The sequence below is a fragment of the Stenotrophomonas sp. MH181796 genome, assembly GCF_009659995.1.
Taxonomy (GTDB): Bacteria; Pseudomonadota; Gammaproteobacteria; order Xanthomonadales; family Xanthomonadaceae; genus Stenotrophomonas; species Stenotrophomonas riyadhensis.
Genome location: NZ_RAHU01000002.1, coordinates 434,255 through 450,351 on the forward strand (window position 1 = coordinate 434,255; position 16,097 = coordinate 450,351).

General features: G+C 66.9%; 17 protein-coding genes. 6 read left to right on the plus strand and 11 right to left on the minus strand.

The window, feature by feature from the left end:
* Positions 1-9: 9 nt before the first annotated feature.
* The 7 genes from D5301_RS05915 to D5301_RS05945 all read right to left on the minus strand — a co-directional run bounded on the left by D5301_RS05915 (position 10) and on the right by D5301_RS05945 (position 4,433).
* Positions 10-459: a hypothetical protein gene (locus D5301_RS05915; protein WP_153855129.1), complete on the minus strand. Its 450-nt coding sequence runs from the start codon at positions 457-459 to the stop codon at positions 10-12.
* Positions 410-658, minus strand: coding sequence for a succinate dehydrogenase assembly factor 2 (locus tag D5301_RS05920; RefSeq protein ID WP_005409080.1), 249 nt, complete (start codon positions 656-658; stop codon positions 410-412). Before D5301_RS05920 ends, D5301_RS05915 begins: the two co-directional genes overlap by 50 nt.
* Positions 659-756: 98 nt before the next feature.
* Positions 757-1,542, minus strand: coding sequence for a succinate dehydrogenase iron-sulfur subunit (locus tag D5301_RS05925; protein ID WP_005409079.1), 786 nt, complete (start codon positions 1,540-1,542; stop codon positions 757-759).
* Between the two features lie 66 nt (positions 1,543-1,608).
* Entirely contained in the window at positions 1,609-3,399 is a 1,791-nt protein-coding gene (gene sdhA, locus D5301_RS05930; RefSeq protein WP_049445482.1) for a succinate dehydrogenase flavoprotein subunit, read from the minus strand.
* Between the two features lie 31 nt (positions 3,400-3,430).
* The gene (gene sdhD, locus D5301_RS05935; protein ID WP_024958619.1) at positions 3,431-3,817 is read right to left on the minus strand and encodes a succinate dehydrogenase, hydrophobic membrane anchor protein; all 387 of its coding nucleotides are present in this window, start codon (positions 3,815-3,817) and stop codon (positions 3,431-3,433) included.
* Positions 3,814-4,206 carry a succinate dehydrogenase, cytochrome b556 subunit gene (gene sdhC / locus D5301_RS05940; RefSeq protein ID WP_024958620.1) on the minus strand — a complete coding sequence of 131 codons (393 nt, stop codon included), beginning with the start codon at positions 4,204-4,206 and terminating at the stop codon, positions 3,814-3,816. Before sdhC ends, sdhD begins: the two co-directional genes overlap by 4 nt.
* A 56-nt stretch (positions 4,207-4,262) precedes the next feature.
* Positions 4,263-4,433 carry a DUF1674 domain-containing protein gene (locus tag D5301_RS05945; protein ID WP_005409075.1) on the minus strand — a complete coding sequence of 57 codons (171 nt, stop codon included), beginning with the start codon at positions 4,431-4,433 and terminating at the stop codon, positions 4,263-4,265.
* A 39-nt stretch (positions 4,434-4,472) separates the two neighbouring features.
* On the opposite strand from D5301_RS05945, the gene D5301_RS05950 reads away from it, so the two are divergent.
* Complete coding sequence (locus tag D5301_RS05950) at positions 4,473-5,348, plus strand: folate-binding protein (protein WP_324187275.1); 876 nt, start codon at positions 4,473-4,475, stop codon at positions 5,346-5,348.
* An 87-nt stretch (positions 5,349-5,435) separates the two neighbouring features.
* Here the strand turns inward: D5301_RS05950 and ugpC are convergent, their stop codons facing one another.
* Positions 5,436-6,518 (minus strand): sn-glycerol-3-phosphate ABC transporter ATP-binding protein UgpC, encoded by a 1,083-nt coding sequence (gene ugpC, locus D5301_RS05955; protein WP_153855131.1) that lies wholly within the window; start codon positions 6,516-6,518, stop codon positions 5,436-5,438.
* Positions 6,519-6,870: 352 nt separating this feature from the next.
* Here ugpC and zwf point away from each other — a divergent pair, with 352 nt between their 5' ends.
* The 5 genes from zwf to eda all read left to right on the plus strand — a co-directional run bounded on the left by zwf (position 6,871) and on the right by eda (position 12,905).
* Positions 6,871-8,307: a glucose-6-phosphate dehydrogenase gene (gene zwf / locus D5301_RS05960; RefSeq protein ID WP_010484333.1), complete on the plus strand. Its 1,437-nt coding sequence runs from the start codon at positions 6,871-6,873 to the stop codon at positions 8,305-8,307.
* The gene (gene glk / locus D5301_RS05965; protein WP_110711924.1) at positions 8,304-9,311 is read left to right on the plus strand and encodes a glucokinase; all 1,008 of its coding nucleotides are present in this window, start codon (positions 8,304-8,306) and stop codon (positions 9,309-9,311) included. Before zwf ends, glk begins: the two co-directional genes overlap by 4 nt.
* Entirely contained in the window at positions 9,308-10,033 is a 726-nt protein-coding gene (gene pgl / locus D5301_RS05970; protein ID WP_110711923.1) for a 6-phosphogluconolactonase, read from the plus strand. The genes glk and pgl overlap by 4 nt, the downstream gene beginning before the upstream one ends.
* A gap of 58 nt (positions 10,034-10,091) precedes the next feature.
* Positions 10,092-12,008, plus strand: a complete 1,917-nt coding sequence (gene edd, locus D5301_RS05975) for a phosphogluconate dehydratase (RefSeq protein WP_014036797.1) — start codon at positions 10,092-10,094, stop codon at positions 12,006-12,008.
* A 237-nt stretch (positions 12,009-12,245) separates the two neighbouring features.
* Positions 12,246-12,905, plus strand: a complete 660-nt coding sequence (eda, locus tag D5301_RS05980) for a bifunctional 4-hydroxy-2-oxoglutarate aldolase/2-dehydro-3-deoxy-phosphogluconate aldolase (RefSeq protein WP_110711920.1) — start codon at positions 12,246-12,248, stop codon at positions 12,903-12,905.
* Positions 12,906-13,239: 334 nt separating this feature from the next.
* Here the strand turns inward: eda and D5301_RS05985 are convergent, their stop codons facing one another.
* The 3 genes from D5301_RS05985 to ispG form a co-directional block, all read right to left on the minus strand.
* Positions 13,240-13,887, minus strand: a complete 648-nt coding sequence (locus tag D5301_RS05985) for a response regulator (RefSeq protein WP_153855132.1) — start codon at positions 13,885-13,887, stop codon at positions 13,240-13,242.
* A gap of 200 nt (positions 13,888-14,087) precedes the next feature.
* Positions 14,088-14,837: a phosphatase PAP2 family protein gene (locus tag D5301_RS05990; protein WP_153855133.1), complete on the minus strand. Its 750-nt coding sequence runs from the start codon at positions 14,835-14,837 to the stop codon at positions 14,088-14,090.
* Positions 14,818-16,083, minus strand: coding sequence for a flavodoxin-dependent (E)-4-hydroxy-3-methylbut-2-enyl-diphosphate synthase (gene ispG, locus D5301_RS05995; protein WP_087922229.1), 1,266 nt, complete (start codon positions 16,081-16,083; stop codon positions 14,818-14,820). Before ispG ends, D5301_RS05990 begins: the two co-directional genes overlap by 20 nt.
* Positions 16,084-16,097: the final 14 nt, after the last annotated feature.

The window sequence follows — 16,097 nt, forward strand, 5'->3', positions numbered from 1 at the left end:
CAATTCAGCTTATGGTGCCATCGTACGGGGCCGACGGGAAACGCCGCGTGCGGCCACGGCCAGTCGCAGTTCACGTCGCTGCCCGGAATCGAGCACATCCGGCCAGAACAGCAGACGCCGGCGGCGCCGATCCTCACGCCAGAGCAACAACAGCCATGGGCCACGCACGACCAGCTGGGGTGCATCGGCGTCCTGCCCAGCCACCTGCAGCGGCTCGGGCGGTGCCGGCAGAAGCACCTGCACGCGTGGCCTGCGCTGGCGCCAGGCCAGTTCGGCCAACCCGATGACCCAGGCCAGCACCACCGCGGGCATCAGCAGCCGTGAAGGCAGATCCGATGCACGCAGCAGCCAGGGCGCAGCCAGCAGCACCGCCAACTGGGCGGCAGCCTGCAGCCGCGAGGGGCGCCACTCAAGGCTTGAGGGCGAGGATCTTCTGCATGAGGGGGATCGCGTGCGCATGCGGGCAGGCCTCGTAGCCCATGAACCAGCGCCACAACTTATCGTCCTCGCAGTCGAGCAGGAACAGGAAAACCTCGCGCTCTTCGGTCGGCGCAGTGCTCCATTCGTGGTCCAGGTAACGGCCGAACAGCTGGTCCAGCTCACGCATGCCGCGGCGGCAACGCCAGCGCAGCTTCTTCAGCAGAACGTCTTCTTCCATCGTGTTTCTCCAGATACAGCAAAGCCACGCATGGCGTGGCTCTACTGGGGTGGCACAGCCACGCGTGGCGTGGCTCTACCGGGTACAGCCAGGCCTGATCAGGCGCGGCGTTCCATCATCAGCTTCTTGATCTCGGCGATCGCCAGCGCCGGGTTCAGGCCCTTCGGGCAGGTCCGGGCGCAGTTCATGATGGTGTGGCAGCGGTACAGCTTGAACGGATCTTCCAGATCGTCCAGGCGCGCACCGGTGTCCTCATCGCGCGAGTCGATGATCCAGCGGTAGGCCTGCAGCAGGATCGCCGGGCCCAGGTAGCGCTCGCCGTTCCACCAGTAGCTCGGGCAGCTGGTCGAGCAGCAGGCGCACAGGATGCACTCGTACAGGCCGTCCAGCTTCTTGCGGTCTTCCGGCGACTGCAGGCGCTCACGGTCCGGCGGTGCCGGGGTCTGGGTGCGGATCCACGGCTTGATCGACGCGTACTGCGCGTAGAAGTGGGTCAGGTCCGGAACCAGATCCTTGACCACGTTCATGTGCGGCAGCGGGTAGATCGGCACTTCCTTCTTGCCGCAGTCCGAGATGGCTCGGGTGCAGGCCAGGGTGTTGGTGCCGTCGATGTTCATCGCGCACGAACCGCAGATACCTTCGCGGCAGGAGCGGCGGAAGGTCAGGGTCGGGTCGATCTCGTTCTTGATCTTGATCAGGGCGTCCAGGACCATCGGGCCACAGGCGTCCAGATCGACTTCATAGGTATCGGTGCGCGGGTTGCTGTCGTCGTCCGGACTCCAGCGGTAGATCTTGAAGGTGCGCACGTTCTTGCCGCCGTTCTTGACGGGGAAGTGCTTGCCCTTCGTGATCTTGGAATTCTTGGGGAGTGAAAACTCGGCCATGGCTGCTCTCGTTGGCTCAGGCGGCCCGCGCCCGTGGGCGCGGATTGCATGGTAGGCGGGGTCGGATCAGTACACGCGCGGCTTCGGCGGCACCACGGACACGTCGTCGGTCAACGTGTACATGTGCACCGGACGGTAGTCGAAGCTGCACTTGCCCTTCTCGTCGACGCTGACCAGGGTGTGCTTCTGCCAGTTGACGTCGTCGCGGTCCGGATAGTCCTCGTGCGCATGCGCGCCGCGGCTTTCCTTGCGCTGTTCGGCCGAGTTGATCGTCGCCACCGCGTTGAGCAGCAGGTTGTTCAGCTCGTAGGTCTCGATCAGGTCCGAGTTCCAGACCAGCGAACGGTCGGAGACCTTCACGTCCTGGAACGAGTCGAAGATCTTGTCCATCTTCTCGCAGCCTTCCTTCAGCGTCTGGCTGGTGCGGAAGACCGCCGCGTCGGCCTGCATGGTGCGCTGCATGCGATCGCGGATGACCGAGGTCGGGGTATCGCCGTTGGCGTGGCGCAGCTTGTCCAGCAGGCCCAGCGCCTTGTCGCAGGCATCGGCCGGCAGCGGCTTGTGCGAAGCGCCCGGCTTGATGGTCTCGGCGCAGCGGTTGGCCACCGCACGACCGAACACCACCAGGTCCAGCAGCGAGTTCGAGCCCAGGCGGTTGGCGCCGTGCACGGACACGCAGGCGGCTTCACCGATGGCGTACAGGCCCGGCACCACGGCATCCGGGTTGTCGCCGACCTTGCGCACGACTTCGCCGTGATAGTTGGTCGGAATGCCACCCATGTTGTAGTGCACGGTCGGGATGACCGGGATCGGCTGCTTGTGCACGTCGACGCCGGCGAAGATGCGGGCGCTTTCTGCGATGCCCGGCAGCTTCTCGTCGATCACGCCGGGGCCGAGGTGGGTCAGGTCGAGCAGGATGTGGTCCTTGTGCTCGCCGACGCCGCGGCCTTCGCGGATCTCGATGGTCATCGAACGGCTGACCACGTCGCGCGAGGCCAGGTCCTTGTAGTGCGGTGCGTAGCGCTCCATGAAGCGCTCGCCGCTGCTGTTGCGCAGGATGCCACCTTCACCGCGGACACCCTCGGTGATCAGGCAGCCGGCACCGTAGATGCCGGTCGGATGGAACTGCACGAACTCCATGTCCTGCATGGCGATGCCGGCACGCATGGCCAGGCCGCCACCGTCACCGGTGCAGGTGTGCGCCGAGGTGGCGCTGAAGTAGGCACGGCCGTAACCGCCGGTGGCCAGCACCACGCCCTGGGCGCGGAACAGGTGCAGGGTGCCGTCGGACATGTCCAGGGCCAGCACGCCGCGGCAGGCGCCTTCGTCGTCGAAGATCAGGTCGAGCGCGAAGTACTCGATCATGAAGCGCGCATCGTGCTTCAGCGACTGCTGGTACAGGGTGTGCAGCATCGCGTGGCCGGTACGGTCGGCCGCCGCGCAGGTACGCTGCGCCGCCGGGCCTTCGCCGTACTTGGTGGTCATGCCACCGAACGGACGCTGGTAGATCTTGCCTTCGGCGGTGCGCGAGAACGGCACGCCGTAGTGTTCGAGCTCGATGATGGCCGGGATGGCCTCACGGCACATGTATTCGATGGCGTCCTGGTCGCCCAGCCAGTCCGAACCCTTGATGGTGTCGAAGAAGTGGTAGCGCCAGTCGTCCTCGCCCATGTTGGCGAGTGCGGCCGAGATACCGCCCTGGGCGGCAACGGTGTGCGAACGGGTCGGGAAGACCTTGGTCAGGCACACGGTCTGCAGGCCCTTGGCGGCCAGGCCGAACGTGGCGCGCAGGCCGGCGCCGCCGGCGCCGACCACGACCATGTCGTACTTGTGTTCGGTGATCTTGTAAGCGGACATCTAATCTGGATTCCTGTGTTGGTGCCTGGGCTCAGGCAACGCCGAGGGCGATGCGGCCCACCGCAAACACACTGACGATCATGCCGAGCACGGCGACGAACTTCACCGCGGTCTGCAGCACCAGGGCCAGCAGCGATTCGTGGATGTAGTCTTCCAGCACGACCTGCATGCCGAGCTGCGCGTGCCAGAACATGGCGATCAGCAGGCCGATCAGCGGCACCGCGTTCCAAGGCTTGGCCACGGCGGCGGCGGCGGTCGCGTAGTCCGAGCCCAGCAGGCTCAGCACGAAGACCAGGAACCAGATGCCCAGCGCCACCAGGGCGGCGGCGGTCAGGCGCTGGTGCACGAAGTGCTCGGTGCCGGTCTTGGCCGAGCCAAGGCCACGCACGCTCTTCAACGGGGTACGGAACTTGCTCACGCGGCACCTCCGAACATCACATAGGCCCACACCAGCAGGGTGATCACCAGGCTGCCGATGACCGACAGCCAGCTGCTGCGGATGAAGGCGGGGATGCTGAAGCCGATGGCGAAGTCCTGCACCACATGGCGGATGCCATTGCACAGGTGATAGGCGAACGACCATGTCCACGCGAACAGGAACACGCGGCCATACCAGGCCCCGGCGTGGCCGGTGAAGCAGTTCCAGGACTCGGGCCCCATCATCAGGGCCAGCAGGCCGGCGGCGATGATGAGGGCACCAACAGACAGAAAGACGCCAGTGGCTCGATGCAGGATCGAGGTGGCCATCTGAATCTGCCAGCGATACACCTGAAGGTGCGGGGAAAGTGGGCGTTGTCTGGTCGCCATTCGCTGGGCTCGTTGTCTCGGCTGGGCGGCACGCGGCCGCGTTGGCTCAATGCTGATCAGAAATCGATGCAGCGTCCGTTTTTCTCCCAATCGCCGTACCGCACCGGATCAAGTCCGCCGCGGCCGCCGAATTCCTCTGCTTTTTCCTGTTCCACGGGCACGGGTGCCGCGGGGACCAGCGGGGCTTCAGATTCGTCGTCGGGAGTGGGGGTTGTTTGGCCTATCATGTTCGGTCTCGCAACGCACAAATTTTAGACCTCGTTCACGTGCCTGACAACCTGCCCCCTGCTTTCGTCGGATATCCGCGCCTGCCCGGCCACCAGCTGCTGAGCCTGCAAGGCCCGGATGCGGCTGTCTTTGCCCACGCCCAGTTCAGCAGCGATGTCACCGCCCTGCCCCTGCAGCACTGGCAGTGGAGCGCCTGGCTGAGCGCCAAGGGCCGCACCCTGGCGGTGTTCCAGCTGCTTCGACTGGCGGACGACCACGTGATGCTGGTGCTGGCCGACGGCGATGCCGATGCGATTGCGTCGCAACTGCAGCGCTTCGTGTTCCGCCGAAAGGTGAAGGTGCAGGTGCGCAGCGATCTGGCGGTGGCCGGCGCGTTCACCGCACCCGAGGCCGCCAGTGGCGCCGCGATTGCGCAGACCGCAGGTGACGGCTGGGAGCTGGACCTGGGCAGCGACGCCTTGCCGCGGACCCTGCGCATTGGCAGCGCCGATGCCTTCGCCGCCGGCAGTGAAGCCGATGAGGCCTCTTTCGCACTGGCCTGGCGCCAGGCCGACCTGCGCTACGGCCTGCCCCGGCTGCAAGAAAGCCAGCGCGAAGTGTGGACCCCGCAGCAGCTGGGGTTGGACCGCCTGAACGGTTACAGCGTGAAGAAGGGCTGCTATCCCGGCCAGGAAATCGTCGCCCGTACCCACTTCCTCGGCAAAGCCAAGCGCGCGGTGCAGTTGCTGCATACCGCGGCACCGGCGCAGGCCGGCGATGGCGTGCAGCAGGATGGCGCAGCGCTGGGCACGATTGCCTGCGTGGCCGGCGACCTGGCACTGGCGGTGCTGCCGCTGGAAGCCAGCGACGCTGATCTGCAGGTCGGTGATGCCATCGCGCAGCGCATGCCGCTGCTGGATGGATTGGCGCGCTGAATCCGGTGGATGAAGGAATGGTAGTGCCGGCCGCTGGCCGGCAACCATGCCTGGTTGAGGTTGCCGGCCAGCGGCCGGCACTACCGCTTACAGGCGCTCGCCGGTTTCCGGGTTGAAGAAATGCAGGCCCTGCGGGTGGATCGCCACGCGGATCTGCTCGCCTACCGCCGGCAGCGACTGCGGCGCCACGCGCATGGTCAGCGCGTGCTGGCCACTGCTCAGGTTCACGAAGATCTCGTTGCCGACCGGCTCGATGCCTTCGATGCGCGCGATGAACGCATGCGCATCATCGGCGGCCGCCGGTTGCAGGTGCTCCGGGCGCACGCCCACCGCGATCGGCTTCTGCAGCCACGCCGGATCGATCGTGGCCTGGCCCAGCGGTGCACGCCATTCGCCGTCGACCACGGTCACACCACCGGCATCGCCCTGCAGCGTGCCACGCAGCACGTTCATCGCCGGGCTGCCGAGGAAACCGGCCACGAACAGATTGGCCGGGCGGTCATACAGCGCCATCGGCGTATCGATCTGCTGGATGATGCCGTCCTTCAGCACCACGATGCGCTGGCCCAGGGTCATCGCTTCGACCTGGTCGTGCGTCACGTAGATCATGGTGGTGCCCAGCTTGCGGTGCAGCTGCGCGATTTCGGTGCGCACGCTGTGGCGCAGCTTGGCGTCGAGGTTGGACAGCGGCTCGTCCAGCAGGAACACCGCCGGCTCGCGCACCAGTGCACGGCCCAGCGCAACACGCTGGCGCTGGCCACCGGACATCGCCTTGGGCAGCTTGTCCATCATCTCGGTCAGGCCCAGGGTCTGCGCTGCTTCGGCGATGCGCTTGTCGATGGTCGCCTTGTCATGCCCGCGCAGCTTCAGGCCGAAGGCCAGGTTCTCGGCCACGGTCATGTGCGGGTACAGCGCGTAGCTCTGGAACACCATGGCGATGTCGCGATCCTTCGGCGCCACGTCGTTGACCACGCGATCACCGATGGTCAGCGTGCCGCCGCTGATCTCCTCCAGGCCGGCCACCATCCGCAGCAGGGTCGACTTGCCACAGCCGGACGGTCCGACCAGTACCATCAGCTCGCCATCGGCGACCTCGAAGCTGGCGTCCTTCACCGCGACCTGGCCGTTGTCATAGACCTTGCGCACACCCTGCAACTGCACTTTTGCCATATCACCTATCCGGTCCGCCCGAAGCCGGGCTGTCTTTTGGGACTGCCTCGGCCCTCCCGATGGCAGTGATGATTGCGCGCCTGCCGCATGACGGCGAGCACTGCAATCGAATACAGTTGCCCATTCTGCCATGTAAACGTTTTCACGTGGCACTATCCGATGATCGGTGCGCACCGATCTGCGTCGGCGGTTGAACGAAGGTTCCGCCGAGGCAGTGGTTTCGAATGGAACGGTCTTCCGCTACCCCGGAGAACGCCCCTGACGAGCCTCGGACAGGCAGTTGCGCGGATGTCCCCCGAACCCAGCCATGAAGCGATTGACAACGATGTCACCCGGATCTGAAACTCGAGCGATGCACGACACCCTCTTCCTGTTCGGTGCCACAGGTGATCTGGCCCAGCGCTACCTGTTCCCTTCGCTGCTTCGCCTGCTTGGCGACGGCCTGCTGCCGGAGGACTTCCGCATCCGTGCGCTGGCCCTGTCCGGGCATGACACCGAAGCCTTCCATGACATCCTGCGGCCGCGCCTGCAGCAGGCCATGCCGATGGCCACGCAGGACGACATCAGCGCCCTGCTGCGCCGCATCGACTACCGTTCGGTGGACCTGCGCGACGTCGACTCGGTTGCCGCCGCAGTTTCCGACCTGGTGCACCGCAAGTGCGTCAGCTACCTCGCCATCCCACCGGGCCTGTACATCTCCACCTGCGAAGGCCTGGCCAAGGGCGGCGCCCTCGCCGCACCCGCACGCCTGATGCTGGAGAAGCCGATCGGCAGCGACAGCGAGAGCGCCGAGGAAATCATCAGCACGATCGGCCAGTGGATCGACGAGGACCGCGTGTTCCGCCTCGACCACTACCTGGGCAAGGCCGCGGTGCAGAACCTGATCGCGCTGCGCTTCGGCAACACGCTGCTGGAAGCAGTGTGGAACCGCAACTACATCGAATCGGTGCACATCCTGGTGGCCGAGAGCGAAGGCGTGGATGGCCGCGACGCCTACTACGCCCGGTCCGGCGCCCTGCGCGACATGGTGCAGAGCCACATCCTGCAGCTGCTGTGCATGGTGGCGATGGAGCCGCCGGCCTCGCTGGAAGCCGACCGCATCCGCGACGAGAAGGTCAAGGTACTGCGCGCCCTGCGCCCGCTCGATGCCAAGCACGCCGCGCGTGACAGCATCCGTGGCCGCTACACCGCCGGTACCATCAACGGCCAGCCGGCCCAGGCCTACCAGCCGCCGGAAGGCAGCGACGTGGAAACCTTCGCCGGTGTCACCGCGCACATCGACAACTGGCGCTGGAGCGGCGTGCCGTTCCATCTGGTCACCGGCAAGCGCCTGCCCGAGCGCACCACGCGCGTGGTGGTCACGCTGAAGCCGGTCACCCACTGGCTGTTCGAGCGCCCTCAGCGCGCGCAGGCCGCACCGAACCGCCTGGTGTTCCAGCTGCAACCGCAGGAAAACATCGAACTGGGCCTGATGAGCAGCCTGGCCGGCCCGGAATGGGGCGCGCTGGAACTGCATCCGCTGGAACTGGAATTGTCGGTGCCGACCGGCCTGCACCGCCGCATCGCTTACGAACGCCTGTTCCTGGATGCCTTCAACGGCAACCACACGCTGTTCGTGCGCGATGACGAAGTGCGCGCCGCCTGGGCGTGGATCGACAGCGTCGCCGACGCCTGGAAGGACGCCAAGCTGCCGCTGGAGCCCTACCCGGCCGGCCAATGGGGCCCGAGCAATGCGGGCGAGTTCCTGCCGCAGGGCGTGGACGCGCCGGACAGCGGAGCGTCGGCATGAGTGCCAGCTCGCAGCCGGTGCTGGTCGCCGACATCGGCGGTACCAACGCCCGCTTCGCCCTGGCCGACACCTCGCAGGACGCACCGCTGCAGAAGGACAGCATCCGCGAATACGCGGTGGCGGAGTTCCCGTCGCTGGGTGATGCCGCGCGCCACCACCTGGAACAGATCGGCGCCACGGCCAGCCGCGGCGTGTTCGCGGTGGCCGGTCGCGTCGACGGTGACGAAGCGCGCATCACCAACCACCCGTGGGTGATCTCGCGCAGCCGCACTGCAGCCATGCTCGGCTTCAACGAACTGCACCTGATCAACGACTTCGCCGCACAGGCGATGGCGATTTCACTACTGCAGCCCGAAGACGTGGTCCAGGTCGGCGGCGCCGCCTGGGTCCCGGGCAAGCCGGGCCAGCCGCGCAACTACGCGGTGATCGGGCCGGGTACCGGGCTGGGTGTCGGCGGCCTGATCCTGCGCCATGGCCGCTGCTACCCGCTGGAAACCGAAGGCGGCCATGTCAGCTTCCCGCCGGGAACGCCGGAGGAAATCCGCATCCTGGAGATCCTGTCCGAGCAGTTCGGCCGCGTCTCCAACGAACGCCTGATCTGTGGCCCCGGGCTGGTCAACATCCATCGTGCCGTGTGCGAGATGGCCGGCATCGATCCGGGCCAACTGCAGCCGGTGGACGTGACCGCGCGTGCCCTGCACGGTGATCCGCAGGCGATGCGCACCGTGGATGTGTTCTGTGCCGTGTTCGGCGCCATCGCAGGCGACCTGGTGCTGACCCAGGGTGCATGGGACGGCGTGTTCCTGACCGGCGGGCTGACCCCGAAGATGCTCGATTCGCTGCAGCACTCCGGTTTCCGCCAGCGCTTCGAACACAAGGGCCGCTTCTCTTCGATCATGGCGCGGGTGCCCTCGTTGGCCGTGATGCATCCCCACGCCGGACTACTGGGCGCCGCCGCCTACGCCGCCGACGCCGAACGTGACGCACCTGGAGTTGCCGCATGAGCCCCACCACCTTCCACGACGACCGCATCGAGTTCATCCAGCACGGCGATGCCGATGGCTGGATCGAGGCGGTGGCCGCCGAGATGGCGCAGACCCTCAACCACGACATCAACGAAGTGGGCCGTGCCCGCATCCTGTTGTCTGGCGGCACCACGCCGGCACCGGTCTACCAGGCGCTGGCCGAACTGGACGTGCACTGGGACCGCGTGGAAGTGAGCCTGGCCGACGAGCGCTGGCTGTCGCCGCAGGATCGCGACAGCAATGCCTGGCTGGTGCGCGAACACCTGCTGAAGCGCGCCGAAGGTGCGCATTTCGATCCGCTGGTGCGCATCGGCAAGCCCCTGCCGGAATGCGTGTACACCGCCAACCTGCAGGCCCAGCACAGCCAGCCGCCGAGCCTGGTGGCACTGGGCATGGGCAACGACGGCCACACCGCCTCGCTGTTCCCGGGCTCGAAGGACCTGGCCCGCGCACTGGAAAGCACCCTGCCCTACGCGGCGCTGGATGCCACCGGCTGCCCGGGCGCGAACCAGTGGCCGCTGCGCATCACCCTGACCCCGCATGGCCTGCGCCAGTGCCGCCAGCGTCTGCTGCTGCTGCGCGGCAAGCAGAAGCTGCAGGTACTGCGCCAGGCGCTGGACAGCAATGACGTCCAGCAGTACCCCATCCTCAATGCGATCAACCTGGAAGGCGCGCGCCTGCGCGTCCACTGGGCTGATTGATGTTGGCGGCGGCGCCGTGCCGCCGCTTGCCTCTCGCCACCACGAACGCCGGTAGCCAATGAGCCTTCATCCGCAACTGCAAGCCATCACTGAGCGTGTCATCCGCCGCAGCGCCGCCTCGCGTGCCGCCTACCTGGCCGCGATCGACGCCTCCCTGCGTGAGGGCCCGTTCCGCAGCCGCCTGAGCTGCGGCAACCTCGCCCACGGGTTCGCCGCCTGCGGCGGCACCGACAAGAGCCGCCTGCGCGGTGGCGTGACGCCGAACCTCGGCATCATCACCGCCTACAACGACATGCTGTCGGCGCACCAGCCGTTCGAGACCTATCCCGAGCAGATCCGCGAGATCGCCCGTGAGCTGGGTGCCACCGCACAGGTGGCAGGCGGCGTGCCGGCGATGTGCGACGGTGTCACCCAGGGCCGCGGCGGCATGGAACTGTCGCTGTTCTCGCGCGATGTGATCGCGCAGGCCACCGCGATCGGGCTCAGCCATGACATGTTCGACACCACCGTCTACCTCGGTGTGTGCGACAAGATCGTGCCGGGCCTGCTGATCGGTGCGCTGGCCTTCGGCCATCTGCCGGCGGTGTTCGTGCCGGCCGGCCCGATGACCCCGGGCATCCCGAACAAGCAGAAGGCCGAAGTGCGCGAGCGCTACGCTGCCGGCGAAGCGACCCGCGAAGAACTGCTGGAAGCGGAGTCCGCCTCGTACCACGGCGCCGGCACCTGCACCTTCTACGGCACCGCCAATTCCAACCAGGTACTGCTGGAAGCAATGGGCGTGCAGTTGCCGGGCGCATCGTTCGTCAATCCGGGCACGCCGTTGCGCGACGCCCTGACCCGCGAAGCGACCGAGCGCGCGCTGGACATCACGGCACTCGGCGACGACTTCCGCCCGTTGGGCCGGATCATCGACGAGCGCGCGATCATCAACGCGGTCATCGCGCTGATGGCTACCGGCGGTTCGACCAATCACACCATCCACTGGATCGCGGTGGCGCGTGCGGCCGGCATCGTGCTGACCTGGGACGACTTCGACGAACTGTCGCAGCTGATTCCGCTGCTGGCGCGCGTCTATCCGAACGGCGATGCCGACGTGAACCGCTTTGCCGCTGCCGGTGGCCCGGCGTTCGTGTTCGGCGAACTGATCAAGGCGGGCCTGATGCATGGCGACCTGGTCAGCGTGGCACGTGGCGGCATGGCCGACTATGCGCGCGAGCCGCAGCTGCGCGACGGCCAGCTGGTCTACCTGCCGGGCCTGGAACACAGCGCCGATGACGAAGTGGTGCGTGGCGTCGACAATCCGTTCGAACACCAGGGCGGCCTGCGCCTGCTGCGCGGCAACCTCGGCAAGTCGCTGATCAAGCTGTCGGCGGTGAAGCCGCAGTACCGCACGATCGAGGCACCGGCGGTGGTGGTCGACGCGCCGCAGGTGCTGAACAAGCTGCACGCCGGTGGCCTGCTGCCCGAGCATTTCGTGGCGGTGGTGCGTTACCAGGGCCCACGTGCGAACGGCATGCCGGAACTGCATTCGCTGGCGCCGCTGCTGGGCCTGCTGCAGAACCAGGGCCGGCGCGTGGCACTGGTCACCGATGGCCGCCTGTCCGGTGCCTCGGGCAAGATTCCGGCGGCGATCCATGTGACGCCGGAAGCGGCGCGCGGCGGTCCACTGGCCAAGGTGCGCGAGGGCGACATGATCCGCCTCGATGGCGAGGCCGGCACGCTGGAAGTGCTGGTGGACGCGGCCGAATGGGCCGCGCGCCCGCTGGCGCCGAACACCGCGCCAGCCGCGCATGATCTGGGCCGCAACCTGTTCGCGATCAACCGTCGCGTGGTGGGCCCGGCCGACCAGGGGGCGATTTCGATTTCGTGCGGGCCGGCGGCGGCTGATGGTGGGCCGTGGGAGTACGACGCGGAGTATGAGCTGGGGCACGATGCTGCGGCTGCGGCGGCGCCGCATGAGGCGAAGGACGCCTGAGGGTTGAAGAGCGTTGCGGGTGTGCGTTGGCGGTGAGTGTCCTGGTTGAGGCGGCGGGTAGCCCCCACCAGGACACGCCGTAAACCCATCCATGGGGGCTCGGTCGCGCCATCCATGGCGCTCACGGTCCTGGTGGGGGCTACCCGCCGCCTCAGGACAGTTTCCCGGCGCCCTCGCGCCGCGAAGTGATCACTGAAAATCAAATTCAAACGCAGAAGCAAAGGCAGAAGCAGAGCTATGGGTATCGAACAACATCAGGTGAAGGCGGCGGAGCTGTTGCGTGCGGCGGGCATCCTGCCGGTGGTGACGATTCATACGCTGGACCAGGCGCGTGCGGTCAGCGCGGCGCTGCTGGAAGGTGGTTTGCCGGCGATCGAGCTGACGCTGCGTACGCCGGTGGCGATGGAAGCGCTGGCGATGCTCAAGCGCGAGCTGCCGGACGTGGTGGTGGGTGCGGGCACGGTGCTGACCGTGGAGCAGATGCAGCAGTCGATCGATGCGGGCGCGGACTTCCTGGTGACACCGGGCACGCCGCCGGCGCTGGCCGATGCATTGGCCGCTGCGCCGCTGCCGGTGGTGCCGGGTGCAGCAACGCCGACCGAGCTGCTGTCGCTGTATGCGCGTGGCTTCCGCGTGTGCAAGCTGTTCCCGGCCACGGCCGTGGGTGGGCTGGCGATGATCAAGGGCCTGGCCGGCCCGGTCGCCGACCTCAAGCTGTGCCCGACCGGTGGCATCACCGAAAACACCGCCGCTGAGTACCTCGAGCAGAAGAACGTGGTCTGCATCGGCGGTTCGTGGATGGTGCCGGGCAACTGGATCGCCGACGGCGCATGGGACAAGGTGCGCGCCAGCGCCGCTGACGCCGCGAAGATCATCAAGCGCGTGCGCGGCCACTGAGCCCGACAAAGGTGTAGAGCCGAGCCCACGCTCGGCTCCGGCATCATCAAGGGTCAGAGCCCTTTCCCACCGGGAAAGGGATCCGACCCCGGGCGACGAGCGCGCAAAGCGCGCGACCCGCTCCTGCTCTTCCTTCTTCATTCCGCGGTGGCGGCGCACGGAAACTGTCCGTGGCCGGGCGGATGGGTTGTGCAGGGGCGTGAGCCGCATGGATGCGGCGACCGAGCTTACAAGGACGTACTTGCAGCGTCCCCTGCTCAACCCATCCGCCCGGCCAACCACCACAATCCAACCGCACCACCACCGCGAGGGGCTCAGCCGTTGGCCGAAACCCTTACAGCGGCCGCGCCGGATCCACCAGCCCGTACTGGCTCGCCATCCGCGCCAGCGCGATGTTGTCGTGGATCCCCATCTTCTCGAACAACCGCGCCTTGTGCGTGTTCACCGTCTTCGCACTCAGGCTCAGCCGCCGCGCGATGTCTTCCTGGCGCAGGCCCTGGGCCAGCAGCAACGCCACTTCCAGCTCGCGCGGGGACAGGCTGTCGAACGGCGAACCGTTGCCTTCCACCGTCGACAGCGCCAGGTTCTGCGCGATGCTGGTGCCCAGGTAGCGACGGCCACCGGCCACGTCACGCACCGCGCGCAACAACTCCTGCGCATCGCAGCCCTTGCCGATGTAACCGGCGGCGCCAGCCTCGAGCAGCCGCTTCGGCAGCGGGCCATCTTCCAGCACCGACACGATCACCACGCGGGTATTGCGGTGGCTGCGGACGATGCGCTCGGTCACTTCCATGCCGCTCACGCCCGGCAGGTGCAGATCGCACAGCACCACGTCCGGCAGCAGCTGGCGCACTTCGCGCAGCGCATCTTCACCGGTCTCGGCTTCGCCCACCACCTCGATGTCGGTTTCCCCCGACAGAATCATCTTCATCCCGGTGCGGACCAGTGCGTGGTCATCCACCAGGTAGACTCGAATCGTCATTCATGTACCTCTTTGAATGCGGCCATTGCAGGTCAAGCTAGGCAGGGTGCCGATACCCTGCAAGCGCGCCCGTAATGCAGCGCCGGCGATCTGCCTTGCGCATCACAGTACGACGCGTTGTGCTTGCCCCCTGTCTTGCAGAACCTGCTGCAACGAAACAACTGATCTATCACGTAGACGTCCCCGAAGGGCCATCCACGTCAAACCCCCTGTGATGATGCTTCGCTGGCCTTCGCTGGCGGCGAGCCGTGACGTCGCCAAGGGTGCCGGCGACTGAACATGACCAGATAGCACCCTACCACCCAAACCAGCGCAGCACACCATCCGGCCAGGATATCGGAGGGGTAATGCACCCCCAGGTAGACCCGGGACACGCTGACCAGCAGGCTGAACGCCGGTGCCAGCAGCAGCACCGGCCAGCGCCAGCGGGTGTTCCAGGCCAGCAGCACCAGGGTCACCGCCAGGGTCATCGAGCCCATCGCATGGCCGCTCGGGAAGCTGAACGTCGACTCCGGCGCGATCGATTCCCACAGGCTGGGGCGCTGGCGCTGGAAGACATGCTTGCTGCCCATGTTCAACAGCGCCGAGCCGACGAAGCTGACCGCCACGAAGGTCGCCTCGCGCCAACGCCGGTAGCCCAGCAGCGCGCCGATGATCAGCACATCGGCCGGGATGAGGAACCACTCGTAGCCCAGTCTGGAAATGAGCACGAAGAAGCGGTCGAGCAGCGGCGAATGCAGGCCATGCATCTGCCACAGCAGGGGCGCGTCGAAATGGAACGATTCAAACTCGTGCACTTCGTCGGCCAGGGCGACGAAACCGGCCAGCGGCAGCAGCACGCCACCGAACAGCAGCAGCAGGCGCCAGGCATTGCGCGCCATCCAGTGGCGGAAACCGGAGGCGGACTCCGGCGCAGCGAGAATCGCGGGCTTATCCGGCGCTTCGGACATATTTGTGTTCGACGTAATCGTCGATCAGGGCGACGAACTCCTGGGCGATGTTCTCGCCACGCAGGGTCACCTTCTTCTCGCCATCGACGAACACGGGCGCGGCCGGGGTTTCACCGGTGCCCGGCAACGAAATACCGATGTTGGCGTGCCGCGACTCACCCGGCCCATTGACGATGCAGCCCATCACCGCCAGGGTCATGTTCTCCGCACCCGGGTGGTGGATCTTCCACAGCGGCATCTTCTCGCGCACATGGTTCTGTACCACCTTGGCCAGCTCCTGGAAGAACTCGGAGGTGGTGCGACCGCAGCCCGGGCAGGCCGTGACCAGCGGCGTGAAGGCGCGCTGGCCGGTGGTCTGCAGCAGTTCCTGGGCGACGATCACTTCCTGCGTGCGCGACTGGCCCGGTTCCGGGGTCAGCGAGATGCGGATAGTGTCACCGATGCCTTCCTGCAGCAGCACGCTCAGTGCCGCCGACGAGGCAACGATGCCCTTGCTGCCGATACCGGCCTCGGTCAGGCCCAGGTGCAGGGCGAAGTCCGAACGCTGGGCCAGGTCGCGGTACACCGCGATCAGTTCCTGCACGCCACTGACCTTGGCCGACAGCACGATGCGATCACGCGGCAGGCCGAGCTCCACCGCCTGCTCGGCCGAATCCAGCGCCGAACGGATCAGCGCCTCGCGCAGCACGCGACCGGCATCCCAGGGCTGTTCGCGCAGGTTGTTCTCGTCCATCAGCTTCGCGGCCAGGGCCTGGTCCAGCGAGCCCCAGTTGGCGCCGATGCGTACCGGCTTGTTGTAGCGGATCGCGAACTCGATCAACTGCGCGAACTGCAGGTCCTTCTTCTTGCCGAAGCCGACATTGCCCGGATTGATGCGGTACTTGGCCAGCGCTTCAGCACACGCCGGTTCGGCGGTCAGCAGCTGGTGGCCGTTGTAATGGAAGTCGCCGATCAGCGGCACGTCGATGCCCATCATCGCCAGCTTGTCGACGATGCGCGGGATCGCCGCAGCGGCTTCAACGGTGTTGACGGTCAAGCGCACCATTTCCGAACCGGCCCGCCACAGCTCGGCCACCTGCTTCACGCTGGAGGCCACGTCGGACGTGTCAGTGTTGGTCATCGACTGCACCACCACCGGCTTGCCTCCGCCTACGGTGACCCCGCCGATCTGGACGGCATGGGTCTGGCGGCGGGGCCAGGAGGTGGCATCGGAGGGAGGAGTCGGGCGGGTGACGGCGTCGTGCATGGGCGCATTCTACC